This window comes from Emergencia sp. 1XD21-10 (assembly GCF_009936045.1).
Lineage (GTDB): Bacteria > Bacillota > Clostridia > Peptostreptococcales > Anaerovoracaceae > Senimuribacter > Senimuribacter intestinalis.
The window spans coordinates 1-13,961 of the sequence record NZ_QWEQ01000029.1; the positions used below are offsets into that span (position 1 = coordinate 1).

At 42.1% G+C, this 13,961-nt stretch carries 8 protein-coding genes; 7 read left to right on the forward strand and 1 reads right to left on the reverse strand.

What is annotated here, in order from left to right; genetic code table 11:
* From D1151_RS14570 to D1151_RS14595, 6 genes are all read left to right on the forward strand, one after another.
* Positions 1–270, forward strand: a 270-nt coding sequence (locus D1151_RS14570; protein ID WP_306770901.1) for a hypothetical protein, incomplete at its 5' end; no start/stop codon positions are given.
* Between the two features lie 211 nt (positions 271–481).
* The gene (locus tag D1151_RS14575; protein ID WP_161909375.1) at positions 482–889 is read left to right on the forward strand and encodes a hypothetical protein; all 408 of its coding nucleotides are present in this window, start codon (positions 482–484) and stop codon (positions 887–889) included.
* Positions 886–1,173: a hypothetical protein gene (locus D1151_RS14580; RefSeq protein ID WP_161909376.1), complete on the forward strand. Its 288-nt coding sequence runs from the start codon at positions 886–888 to the stop codon at positions 1,171–1,173. The genes D1151_RS14575 and D1151_RS14580 overlap by 4 nt, the downstream gene beginning before the upstream one ends.
* Entirely contained in the window at positions 1,170–4,184 is a 3,015-nt protein-coding gene (gene mobP2 / locus D1151_RS14585; RefSeq protein WP_160202600.1) for a MobP2 family relaxase, read from the forward strand. Before D1151_RS14580 ends, mobP2 begins: the two co-directional genes overlap by 4 nt.
* 155 nt (positions 4,185–4,339) lie before the next feature.
* Positions 4,340–5,491 (forward strand): IS30 family transposase, encoded by a 1,152-nt coding sequence (locus D1151_RS14590; protein WP_161909377.1) that lies wholly within the window; start codon positions 4,340–4,342, stop codon positions 5,489–5,491.
* A 494-nt stretch (positions 5,492–5,985) separates the two neighbouring features.
* On the forward strand, positions 5,986–10,215 hold the full coding sequence (locus D1151_RS14595; RefSeq protein WP_161909378.1) for an Ig-like domain-containing protein: 4,230 nt from the start codon (positions 5,986–5,988) through the stop codon (positions 10,213–10,215).
* 260 nt (positions 10,216–10,475) lie between these two features.
* Here D1151_RS14595 and D1151_RS14600 read toward each other — a convergent pair whose 3' ends face one another.
* Positions 10,476–12,269, reverse strand: a complete 1,794-nt coding sequence (locus tag D1151_RS14600; protein ID WP_161909379.1) for a sigma-54-dependent Fis family transcriptional regulator — start codon at positions 12,267–12,269, stop codon at positions 10,476–10,478.
* 285 nt (positions 12,270–12,554) lie between these two features.
* Between D1151_RS14600 and D1151_RS14605 the strand changes: the two genes are divergently transcribed.
* Positions 12,555–13,955: an MFS transporter gene (locus D1151_RS14605; protein ID WP_160200452.1), complete on the forward strand. Its 1,401-nt coding sequence runs from the start codon at positions 12,555–12,557 to the stop codon at positions 13,953–13,955.
* The last annotated feature ends 6 nt before the right edge of the window (positions 13,956–13,961 follow it).

The window sequence follows — 13,961 nt, forward strand, 5'->3', positions numbered from 1 at the left end:
GCATTTGAGTTTAAATTAAACGATGTGAAAAAAGTCATTTTACAGGCAAAAGCCAATGTGGAGTTTTGCCACAAAAGTTGGATTGTCATGCCTCAAGAAAAAGCACAGATTATCCTGAATCGGTATCGGAGAATGATAGAGGATGCCAAGCATGTGGGGGTTATAACAGTGGAGGAAGGCGGACGCTGGAATGTAATCCTACGTCCTCAATTTCAAAAGGAGATTGTATTAACGCAGCAGCTTTTGGATTTTTTGATGAGGGGGTGCTAACATGAACCTGAAGAGTCGTCAGTCCTTCGGACATTCCTCATCGGTGGAAACTCGTCCTCTCGTTTCTTCTTTTATACTGGAAAAGAGCATAAGGGAAAACCGCTTGCACATTCTGTGCAACTCTGGCAGTGCCAGAGGTTTTCCTCGCTTGCACTTTTTCCTCATTATACAGAAATCATCTGTATGCAATAATCGGAAAGGAGTCCTTAACTTGGTACGCAAAAATTACATTTTATCAGAAAAGTCCTTAGAAATCATCCATCAAGTCATGGAAGAAAGGCATTTAAAATCAGAAACAGCGGCTTTGGAATATATCCTCCTGCAGCATAATGTGAGACAATCCATGGAAGAGCGTTTTGCCCAGATTATTTATGAGAGATATGCAGAAGTCCTGGAAAGCACCAGAGCTGCAGCAAGACAAACAGAGCAGGTTGTGCAGCTTACCCTTGACGCAGTGAATACAATCCTGATTGAAAGAGGATATACTGCATGCTATTCTGCAGATCGGGAACCATCGCCAGTGATAGAAGAATCCCAGCGTCAGTGGAAGCGCAAGCTAGAGCGTGAGAAGCAACTAAAAGATGACCGCAGACAAAAGCAAGGAGGCGTTAAGAAGTGAAAACGATTTATGTAAGAAACGTGGATGAACGTACGCATACCATGTTGAAAAAGGCAGCAAAGGAAAGAGATATCAGTATGTCAGAACTTGTGCGCCAGCTCATGGACGGTTATGCAATGCGTACAGAAGTGGAAACCCTTGACCAGAAATATAGGGCATTTGCAACCGATTTACTTGCGCTGCAGCGTGCAGAACAGGAGAATCTCCAAAGACTTGTTACACGCTGCGAACGTATTTTTGCAAAGCTAGAAGGATTGATAGATGAAGGGAGTGAGCAGTATTGAGTAATAAATCACCGGGCGTTGTTGTGGTGACGACATTTTGCGGACCGGATCAGAAATACTTTGCAGGTTTTATTTCTTATATTGATAGACCGGAAGCGGTGCGGAGGAAATACATTGAGGAGTATGACATCTTTGCCGGATATATGGACTACATGGGAAATCCTGATAAGTCCTTGGGCATGGATTTTGAAAAACCAGAAAAAATATCAGGTCTTTTTACGGCACAAAAGGATAATTTGAGCAAGGATGAGATACAGAGTCTAAAAACAGTATATACAGATGCACAGGACAAAGGCAGCCTGATGTGGCAAACAGTGCTGTCTTTTGATAATGACTGGCTTGCACAGATGGGCGTATATGACAGCACTCTGCAGATTTTGGATGAGAAAAGGATGCGGAATGTGGCCAGAAGCGCAATCAATAAAATGCTGGAGAAAGAGGGATTGCAGAACGGTATTTGGTCAGCATCGTTTCACTACAATACTGACAATATTCATGTGCATATCAGTACCGTAGAGCCAGTACCGATGCGCCCGAAAAAGCGGTATGAGCAGTACGAAGTCGTACAGGTGGATGGGAAATGGCAGTATAAGAAAGAATTGAATCCAGAAACAGGAAAGATGGAGCGGATACCTATCTTGGATGAAAAAGGAAATATTGTAGAAAAGGAAGAATACGTAGGTCGGTTTCGGGAAAGCAGTCTAAAAACGGCAAAAAGTACAATCGTTAGTGAGCTGGTCAATGACAAGGAATTGAATATCGAGATTAATAATTTAATCCGTCAGAGGTTGGTACAAAGTATGAAAGAGTATGTACTGTATGATGATAAAGAATTTCGCAGCCGTTTTCTTGCGCTTTATGAAAAGCTGCCGGAAAACAAGGGTGTATGCAATTACAGAAACAGTGCAATGTCACATCTAAGGACAGAAATTGACGATTTGACAGAGCTATATATAAAGAAATACCATGAGGGCGATTTTGAAATCCTACAGGCTAAATTAAGGCTGCAAGAGAATCGATACCAGGCAGCATATGGCGAGAATAATGATCCATACATGCTGAATAAACTGGATGACCTATATTACCGAATGGGAAATGCAATTTTACGGCAACTGAAAGATTATGATAAGTCTGTGAAGCAGACGGAAGAGACTATTCTGATGCCAGAGCCGGAGCCGGAGGCATTAGAACCTGACTGGCAAGAGGACGCACGGGAAAATGAAGAACAGGAAAAAGCACCGGAACCGGATTTGCAGGAAGAAATTTTGGGTGATTGTGATGATGTAGCAGCTGAGTTGTTGTTTGAACCAGAAAAGTTAAAGGAATATTATCTTAACTGGAAAGACGGATACAGTGAAACACGAGATTTGATATACGTTGACCATAATTATGCTGATGCGATGGAGACACTGCAGCAATTATCTCAAAATGGTAATGTCTTAGCTATAGGCGAACTGGGAAATATCTATCATTTTGGACGTGGTGTGGATCCTGATGAAGAGCTGGCCCAGTCATATTATGAAGAAGCGTTGAAAGGATTCATGGCTTGCTATGAAAGTAATCCTAGATATTGTGCCTACCGGATAGGAAAACAACATTTATATGGACAGGGAACTGAAAAAGATGCAAAAAAGGCGGCAATCTATTTGCAGGAAGCTGCAGATGAAGAACACAGTTATGCCATGTATTTGTTAGGAGGACTATACCTGCAAGGCAATGGAGTGGAGCGGAATGTGGATATAGCGCTGAATTATTACATAGATGCTGCAGAATTGAATAATCCGTATGCACAGTACAAATTAGGACAAATTTATGAACAGGGAGAAGTGGCTGATAAAAACGTAGAAAAAGCATATTTCTATTATGCAGATGCACTCTATGCATTTTTAAAACAGGATGGAAAAGATGATAATATGCTGTACCGAATCGGAACCATGTATCTAAATGGCCGTGGAACTGCGGTTGATTATAGATCTGCAGAAGCATTTTTACATGAAGCTGCAGAGTTAAATCATCAGCTTGCTATTTATCAGCTTGGAAGACTGCATCTTATGGATGAGAATCCAGAGAAAAATGTAGAAAAAGGAATTGAATATTTGAAGCAGGCTGTGGAGAATGAGAACATGTATGCGATGTATCAGTTAGGGCAGATTTATGAGAAAGGGAAAATTGTACAGCCTGATTCGGACGCATCCTATGCATTTTACGAAAAAGCCTTGCAGCAGTATTTGAAAGTAGAAGAAAAAGATGAAACATTATATTACCGAATTGGCATGATGTATCTTCATGGGAAAGGAACACCTATTGACTATGAAAAGGCTGTTGAACATCTCCAAGCATCTGCAGATTTGGATAATGCCTTGGCGATGTACCAGCTGGGGAAACTGTATCTTTCAGGTGAGGGTGTAGTAGGAGATGAGGAAAAAGCATTGGGCTATTTTATTAGCGCAGCTGATCATGATAATGCGTTTGCAGCATTCAAGGCAGGAGCCCTTTATGAAAACGGAATTGGAACAAGAGTAAATGAAGAGAAGGCATACCAATACTATCAGAGTGCGTTGCACGAATTTTTGCAGATGGAACCTAAGGATGATATGTTAAACTATCGAGTTGGCATGATGTATCTTCGAGGTCAGGGAACAGCTATTAACTATGAAAAGGCTGTTGAATATCTTCGATCATCTGCAGATTTGGATAATACTTTGGCGATGTACCAGTTGGGGACATTGGCAAAGCAGAGTGGAGATATTAACAGCGCAAGAGAATGGTATGCGAAATCAGCAGCTAAGGGCAACGAATATGCAGCTGCAGCTTTATATCGAATCGAAACGCCACAGCAAAGACATCGTATTTTACCTTATTGCCGTACGGATAATTATCAGTTACGTGAAGCATTGGCATGGCTGCGCAGGAGTCTGGATGACACATTGGAACATTGGCTGAATAAAGAGGATTATGAACAGCTGCAAAAGGAGATTACAGCTAAAAAGGAATCACAATTTGAAGTGTAGTTTTGTCTGCAGAGTAAATCTGGAAATGAATGGTAATGATTTTCTGTTATACTTAGTATAAAATACTTTTGAACCGAAGAGACAGTCGGTCAGATATAATTGGATATAGGATAAATTAATTGGCATGAAACATGAAGGGAAAGGTACAGGAAAATATGGGTATAAAGAAACCAGAACCAGGAAGTACAGAATACTACCAGGCCATGCGGAGTAGAAACAAAAGTGAAAAGAAAAAAAGTGGAGATCATTTAACCTGGGATGAAAGACAGACTATAGAACGGATGTTGAATAAAGGGATACATAAGCAGGTTATCGCGGATGCGGTTGGTTGCTGCTTAGCGACAATTTATAATGAAATACACCGAGGGGAATACGAGTATACTAGAACGGATTTAACCATTGAAATGAGGTATAGTGCAGAGATTGCAGAGCGGAAATATTGTGAACATTTGGGAAAGACCGGACCGCTGCCTAAAATTCTAAAGGATCCGGAAATGCGGGACTATATTGAGAACTCGATTTTGAAGAAGGATCGCTCACCAGAGGCAGTGCTGATTTCTAACGAATATAAAGAAAAGGGGTTTGCGGATCCGGTTCTGTCACCTAATACTATATATAAAGGTATTGATCAGGGATTTTTTAGGAAACTAAAACGGTTGGATTTGCCGGAAGGTGGATATCACCGCATGAGGCATGATGCCGAAAGAAAAAAGAATCGGGAATGTTCTGCGAGAAAAAAGGAAGAGGAAAGAACTATTGAACATCGACCGCAAGAGGTTGAGGAACGAGGAATTTTTGGACATTGGGAAGGGGACTGTGTTCTGGGAAAGCAAATTAATAGAAAATGTTTACTGGTTCTGATTGAACGTGTTACACGTATGACTATTATAGAAGAACTATCATATCATACTGCGGATGAAGTAAGGAAAGCGATCAACCGAATTGAGAAACGCACGGGGAGAGCGTTTTATCAGATATTTAAGACGATTACAGTAGATAATGGCAGTGAATTTTCTGATTGGAATAGCATGGAACAGGCATTGTATCGTAAAGGAAAGAGGACGGATATTTACTTCTGCCATCCAAATTCTCCACATGAACGCGGAAGTAATGAATGTAACAACAAAATGGTTCGACGACGATTTCCGAAGGGTTCAGATTTTGACCGGACGGTGAATTGCCATTCTGTTAAAGAAGCCGAACGATGGGTTAATGATTATCCAAGGAAGATTTTTGACGGAATTACGGCTTCGGAACGATTTGCTGAAGAACTTAAAAAACAAGGGATTGTTCTGAAGGCAGTTTAGTCGCCGTAGGATAAGTGGATAAGCAGAATGCGTTTGAAGTGGCTTAAAATGTGACTTCTATTTAGTATACATTTTTATGGAATCTGTAAAATCTCTTTAAATAAAGTTAGTTATCATTTTACGTGTTATGAATTATTTTTTTGAATTCCTATACATAAATTCATTTTTTTAAACGAAATTTTAATGAATTTAAACCCGTTTTTACTTGCTGTAAAATATTTTCTAAAAAAACCTTGACATCTGCGCGACTTCTCTCTATAGCGTTAGCACATGGAATAAAGCTTGACAAAATGCAGGGGGGGGGTTACAATTTATTATGAGATAAAGAGCGATTTTTCTGTAATAAGACAGAAAGAGAAAGCAAAGTCAATACATGCTTTCCCTAATGAATGGTAAAAGTGACGCTGCGTAAAAAGTAATAATTTTGTGTAGCGTATATTGTCTTGCTGCTTTTTATTGATATTTTAGTATACTTTATTAAGAAAGGAGAAATGATGAAAAGTAAATCATTAAAAAAGAAAGCAATTAGTATGTTGCTATGCTTTATGGTTGTTTTTGCTTATTCGGCTGGATTCAATGATTTATTCCTAGTCAATGCAGAAGGAAACACTGTAAGTGATAGTGAGAACGGAGTTACTGTGACTCCAGACCATACCAGTGGTGAACCATCAGAAGAGAACAAGCCGGGCATGGAACTCTCAGGCGATGATACTGAGAACAGAGAACCTATTGTAATTTCTTCTTGGAAATGGGTAGATGATTCTGAGATATTGACCTATGACAAGAAGGCTAAAATATGGTGGGTGAGCCCTACGGCAGATGAAGAGAATCCTGTTACAGCAGAACTTCTGAAGGAGTATTTACCGAAGTCTATCGAAGCAGTACTTGCGGATGGTACAGAAAAGAGTGTTGAAATCACTTGGGATTTCGGCGAAATCGGTGATGGCGTAACCGCGGGAGAGTACACCTTTACGGCTTCTTTGCCGGAAGGATATGCTTTGACAGACGATGTGGAAGCGCTTGTAGCAGTTGTCAGAATAGACAGTTCGGCATTACTGGATGCAAGCTATAGCGCTGGTGGCTTAACCATTACAGCAGATGATGGTCAGGAACTGACTTCTGGTACGACCAACGACAGCGAAGTTTACCTGAGCGGCAATGCGATTGTTATAAATACCAATAGAGCACTGACTCTGTCAGGAACCAGTAATACCCATACGATTGCAATTGCGCAGGGCGTGAAGGCAAATCTGACATTGGACGGTGTATCTATTAAAAATACAGCAGCATCTCCGATTAATTTGATTCCTAACACTGTGGCGGATCAGACCACTTTATATTTAACACTGAAGGATGGGAGCAAAAATACACTGAATCCATCAACTGGCGCGTCTAATGCAGGTATTCATGTATCTTATGGATCGGCGCTTACCATTGATGACAGTCTCAAAAACCCAGTTGCGGTCTATGGCGGCAGACTGACGAAGGATTGTACCATAAACGGAGAGGCGGCAAAGAAAGATGATCCTGCATGGCTGATGGACAGCAAAAATCCTGGCTCCCTCACTGTGTACAGCGGACAAAATGCGGCATGTATTGGAGGTAATGTAGCCGAAAATAGCGGTCAAATTACTGTAAACGGTGGTAATATCACAGTAAATGCATATACCAATGGCACAAGCAGCAGCGCGGGCGCAGGTATCGGCGGTGGTTACCCTGGCGGTGCCGGTTGTTCTAAAGATGGCGGCGGTGTTGTTATCAACGGCGGCATCATCGATGCCACTGCCAGCTATCACGGCGCAGGCATTGGCGCTGGTTGGGGTGCAAGTGCTGCAGGTGTCGGTCATATTGGGAAAATTCCTGGAGATATTACTATCAACGGCGGATACATTACAGCAACAGGAAAGGATCACGGAAACGCCTTTGGCGGCGCTTGCGGTAGCGGCGATAACTTAGGTCATGGATCTGCAAGCACGCCGCATGAGATCGTGATTACCGGCGGTACCCTGCTGCCGCATTCAAATAACAATGGCACCCAGTTCGATGTTGGCGCAAAAGGCGGTAAAGTTATCGTCACCGGTGGCTCTTTCTGCCCGGCTGCGAATTCAGGAACTGCAACTAAATATAGTATTCAAGGGGCGTCGGTTATCAGTTCCGACGGTACTTCCCTTACTATGGTAAAGGTAGACCTTTCCAGCTATGCATATGAAGATAAGGACGGCGTAAGTCATACTTTACAGCCTGGCGATTATCTGCAAAGCTATTCTGTTGCAGTTGATGGCGTGCCTGTAAGCCCAGAATACGGTCTTGCTATGAAGCTGGACAGCACGAAGCAATTGTATTTCTGGCTTCCTGCGTCTGCTGTAGGAAAAACTGTAGCAATTTCCAATCTAAAGCTTTTGGCAGCTGACGGCACACTGATAGATACAGAATATCCGTTTACGAACCTAGTTCCTAAACCAGGAAATCCAAGTGAAACCAAGCGTTACGTTACATTTACCGTAGATACGGACGAGTTTAGTGCGGAGCTGAAAAAACAGCTGAACAAGCGTTATGACGGACTGACCTTTAACTGGGATCAGCTCAAAGAGGAGATTGCGAAGCAGGAGATTACAGTACCGCAGCCGCACGGTGGTAAAATTTCTAAGGTTGAAGAGATGAAGCCTTCCGCAGTGCGTTTAACCGGCGCTGACGGAAAACCGACAGGAGAAGGTAGCAGTGATGCCGGAATTAAAAATGCCGGAGGATATTCAATTACAGTAAACTACATGGAATATGCGAAGGATGCAGATTTTAGCAAAACTTTCTGGGGACATCAGACTAGCCTGTCAGCATCCATTACACCAGCAGATACTCGTCTTGTAGATGTGACTTACAAACCTACGATGGAAGAAGTTACAGACGCTGATGGAAAGAAAGCGATGAAACTGACACAGATGGACTTTACAGCAACTGTTCTACCGAAAAAGGGAGAAGCAACAACTTGTGAAGCGCCGGATGGATTTATTCAGTTCTATATCAATGGCGTAAAGGTGGGAAATCTGGTCAGCCTCAATGACAGCAAAACCAGAAGCGCGGGTACAGTAGAAACCGGAACCACAGATGGCTATAACTCAAAGACAGTTACGAAGAGTGTTTCATTCAGAACAACTACGCCGCCGGTTCCGGAGGCAGGAGAGTTTGTTGTTGAAGCGAAGTATTACGGAGGAACAAACTATACTGGCTCAGAGGCGCAGGCAACAAAGGTAGAGGATGATACAACAAAATTTGATCCAGATAAGGATTTTCCATATATTGCACCGCCAACACCTGTTTTGAAGCCTGCGGGATCAGATGGTGAGATAAATCCGGACGATCCAGATCAGGTAATTCCGGGTCAAAAATTACCGCCGGTAGAAGTAGAACGAATTGATCCACCAGGCGGTGCGACAGCGGATGAAAACAATTATAGACTTCACGGAATCTATAGAGACAGCGTATCACAAAAAACAGAAAAGGGTGTGGCAGATGTATCTTACTTTGAGACGCTGCTTAATACAAGATATGCCTTTGTTGATAAGGCAGGGCATCCTTTGCTTGGTGCAGATAAACAACCGTTGAAGATTAAAACAGATGATATTGTGATTACCGATGCTACGGGCGAGCCGATTGATGAGATAGATCTTTCTGAAAAGGGCAAGTATCTTATCACTGCGGAGGTAGAAGATGCCAATGGGAATAAAACAACGATAGAACTGACTTTCAACCTTCGTTCACCAGTGCTGATTGACCCGGATATCAACAAAGATACCAACGGAGACGGTATTCCGGATATCAATATCGACACAGATGACGACGGTATCCCAGACATCAACATCGACACCGATGGAGATGATAAGCCAGACATCAACATCGACACTGATGGGGACGATAAACCGGATGTAGACATCGACACAGACGGAGACGGTAAACCAGATATCAACAAAGATACCGATGGAGATGGTAAGCCGGATGTGGACATCGATACAGACGGAGACGGCAAACCGGATGTGAATGTAGATACCAACGGAGATGGTAAACCAGACATCAACAAGGATACAGATGGAGACGGCAAACCGGATGTGGACATCGACACAGACGGAGACGGAAAGCCAGACATCAACAAGGATACAGATGGAGATGGCAAACCAGATTTAGATATTGACACTAACGGAGATGGCAAACCGGATGTAAATGTAGATACCAATGGAGATGGCAAGCCGGATATCAACAAGGATACAGATGGAGATGGCAAACCAGACGTGGATATCGACACTAACGGAGACGGCAAACCGGATGTAAATGTAGATACCAATGGAGACGGTAAACCGGATATCAATGTAGATACCAATGGGGACGGCAAACCGGATATCAATATCGATACAGATGGAGACGGTAAACCGGATATCAATATCGACACCGATGGCGATGGTATTCCGGATCTGAATGTAGATACGGACGGAGACGGCAAGCCAGATACCAATATCGATACAGATGGAGACGGGAAACCAGATAAGAATATCAAAGACCCGAGCGAAATCAAGGATATTTTGAACGAGAATGAACCGGCAGATACAGATGAACTGCCTTGGTGGATTCCAAAAACAGGCGATACAGCAAATATGCTGACATGGCTTGTAGTGCTTGGCGCAGCAGTCCTTGGACTTTGCGGCACAGTATATGGAATTAGGAAAAAGAGATCCTAGAAGAAAACAGCTGTAGATTAATAGCATAAATAAAATGGGTGGTTTGTGTAAACCATCCATTTTTTACGTCTGTTCAGCAGTTATATTTGTTGAAAGTTTACATGTTTTGTAAAGAAAAACCTCAAAAAATGCACACCTTTCGAGAAAAATATGCATATTTTTGAGGTTTTTTATTGCAATATATATGATTATGGGGATGATGTTGCCACGCACTACAGTTTAAAGGTCTGGAACTTTATCTTTTGTCAATGTGTCTTCGGTTATTGATCCGGAGAACCCTCTTCCAGCTTTTTCAGCTTTCGGTAGAGGGTGGTTCTGCTGATTCCCATCTTTTTTGCCAGTTCTTCACGAGTGATGACTCCGCTTTCTAAGTCTTGCAGATGTTTATACAGAACCAGATTTTCATATTTTTCTACATTGGATTTCAGAGTTTCTCTTTCGTCTGCTTTTATTTTGGAGTGGGTTAGGGACTGGAAGAGCGGCGGAAAGTCTGCCGGCAAAACCAATGTGCCTTGGGCAACATTGGAAATGTATTCTACAACATTTTCGATTTCACGTACATTGCCGGGCCAACGGTGGAGAAGTAGCAAATCTGCGGCCTCAGGCGAAAAATCCAGATGCTCTTTGCCTAACATTTGTGCATATTTTTCCAAGAAGTATTTGGCTAGAGGGAGTATATCGTCTGTTCGCTTGCGAAGAGGCGGTATTGTGATAGGGATTACATTGAGACGATAATACAAATCCTCGCGGAATTCCTTTGTTTTACACATTTCTGCTAGATTTCTGTTGGTCGCAGCGATGATACGTACATCAATATCGATGAGCTTGTTACTGCCGATTCGTTCAATCTGCCTGTTTTGGATGACGTGAAGAAGTTTGACCTGCATAGCAAGAGGAAGCTCTCCGATTTCGTCGATGAATATGGTGCCGCCGTTTGCGGCTTCAAATTTACCGATGTGTCCGCCTTTCGAAGCTCCCGTAAATGCACCGTCAGCATAGCCAAAAAGCTCACTTTCGATAAGGTTTTCCGGAATAGCGCCACAGTTAATTGTGACAAATGGTGCGCTAAATCTAGGACTTTCTGCATAAATGGCACGAGCAAACATTTCTTTGCCTACGCCGCTTTCGCCGGTAATCAGTACGGTTGAGGTGCTTTTTGCAATATTACGGGCAAATTCTTTTACCTTTGCGATTTCATCGCTGCAGCTGATAATAGAATCGAAATTCATAGTGTTTGAGCCTAACACTTTGTAGGCAGTTTTCTTGACTTCAGCAATATCGTCAAAGAAAATAATAACCCGTTGCAGCGCATTTTCATCATAAACAGGCTTGCATGAAGCCATGATTTTAATATTCTCTTCTTTGAAATGAAGCTCTCTGTTCTGAAATCCTGTCTTTGTATTTAAAAAGATAGCGGTGGCAGCAGGCCAGAATGCATCAAGATGAAGTCCGATAAGACCCCAGCTGAGATTAGCATTTGTTAAAATGTGGTATTCTGCTTTTTTGTTTGCATTAGTGATATAGCCATCACGATCGATGACAACAATACCTTGTGGGGAACCGTTGACAATTTCAGTCAGCAGGTTAGACTGCACGTTTAAGTCCCGCACATGGTCGATATTTTCTAAATAGGAGGAAAGGAGCGTTGCCATATTTTTTAAGTAGTTGCAAATTGAAAACTGGTTATCAATCAGATGATTGTATTGTTCTTCTGTAAAAGCAACCAGTGAAATGATGCCAATATGTTTCTCGTGATAGGAGATCGTGCAGCAGATTTCGGCTTTTTCCCCACTGATCCATTCTGTAGGACCATACAGGGGATCCTTGATATCGTCTACCACATAGGTGCCGCCTACACGCAGGAGGTATTTGTACAGAAATTCTTCGACGTAACGGCTTTCTGCTTCATAGGTGCCGATGCGTTCCTGATACTGGCCTGTACCGGCAATAATCTTTAAATTCTCATCGAGAATCAAGGTTTCGATGTTTAGAACCGTGGATATGGCATTGGCAACTTGCTGGACGGTAGGCTGAATTTTAACTAATCTGCTCATGTATTTTTCCTCCATTTATGATATGGTAGAATTATAAAACTGGTACGGCGACCTGTCAAGGAAATGTTACTTTTTTAGGACTAAAAAAATGCAATGTTTCAAACATGAAACGCAGTTCTTGGAGAAAATTAGGCACATGCCGAAAGTTTTTTTCAAAATCATTGAAAAATTAAGGGATTCAAGCGGCTGATTTGAAAAAAACGCATTGGCATACTCCTTGCTTTATATATGAAAGAAGACAGCACAAGGCTGTTCACAGTGCCATAATGGAAAAGGAGGATACATATGGACAAGAAATTACCTTTGAGAGCCAAGATCGCCTATAGTATGGGCGGATTTGGTGAAGCGATGCCACTGAACTTATTTAATGTTTACTTCGTATATTTTATGACCGACGTGGCTGGAGCTCCTGCAGCGTTAGCGGGTACGATTGCTTTAATCGGCGTGCTGTGGGATGCAATTACAGACCCAATTGTGGGAAAATTGTCGGATAACTGTACGTCCCCAATGGGTAGAAGAAGGGCGTATATGTGCAGAGCGATTATTCCGTTGGCATTATTTGTAATTATGCTTTTTACACCGGTAAACTTTACAGGAATTGCACAAATGGCATACTATGTTGTGGCAGCACTGGGTTTTTGGCTGACTCTCACAATGTGGGTAATTCCATTCTTTGCTTTTGGAGCAGAGATTACTACCGATTATAACGAAAGAAATACCCTTAGAACTGTAGTTATGATTTTAGAAAATGCGATTCTAATTTTGTGTACGTCAGGTCCGATGTGGGTACTCAGCTGGACCCTGAACCATGGAGGAGAAGAAGCTGACGCTTGGAAATATACTGCATGGATTACTGGGGCAATTCTTTTAATCACTTGTGCGGTATGCGTTTATTTCACAAAAGGATGGGATCAGCCTTATCAGAAGTCCGAAAATGTGAAAACAGAAAACCTGCTGGCAACCTTTAAAGAACTGTTTAAGATTCGCACTTTTAAAATTTTGACAATTTCTATGATGCTTGCTTTGTTTGGACTGCTTCTAATTTCTACCAATTTAGTCTATGTTATGAATAATCTGGCAAGATTGACTCCTGAGGAGCAGAGTCTGTTCTGGATAGTATTCAGTGTAGCGATTATGGTAATGCTCCCATTTGCCAATAAGCTTTGTAACAGTATAGGCAAGAGAGAAGTTTTGATGGGTGTAGCCATAATTCAGGTTATTGTAGGTATTATCTGTTTCTTTATGAGTTTGGAAAATAGAATTGCCTTCTACATTTATATCGTTGGGCTGGTACTCTGCAACGGATGTTTTGTTGCACACTATGTTACCTTGTCCTATGACAGCTGTGAAGTAGATGAGTTTGTCAATGGAAAACGCCGTGAAGGAAGTATTGTGGCCTTAATGTCCTTTATCCAAAAAGCTGGCGGAGCCCTTGCAATGTGGGTTGCAGGTCTTTCTCTTACCTTTATCGGCTATGACGGTATGGCGGCAGAACAGACTCCGGAAGTACTGTCCGGACTTAACACAGTGATTACTGTGATTCCGACGATATTCTTTATCTTAGCAACCATAGCACTTTATAAGTATCCAGTAACGAAGAAGAACTTCGCGGCGTTGCAGGATGCCCTTGAAAAGAAAAAGGCCGGACTTGCGTATTCAACAGAAGAATTTAAGGAACTGCTGTAATTGAAA

Excerpts from the sequence above, each read along its gene's own strand:
- D1151_RS14590 (WP_161909377.1), top strand. The coding sequence starts at position 4,340 with ATGGGTATAAAGAAACCAGAACCAGGAAGTACAGAATACTACCAGGCC.
- D1151_RS14595 (WP_161909378.1), top strand. The coding sequence starts at position 5,986 with ATGAAAAGTAAATCATTAAAAAAGAAAGCAATTAGTATGTTGCTATGC.
- D1151_RS14600 (WP_161909379.1), bottom strand. The coding sequence starts at position 12,269 with ATGAGCAGATTAGTTAAAATTCAGCCTACCGTCCAGCAAGTTGCCAAT.
- D1151_RS14605 (WP_160200452.1), top strand. The coding sequence starts at position 12,555 with ATGGACAAGAAATTACCTTTGAGAGCCAAGATCGCCTATAGTATGGGC.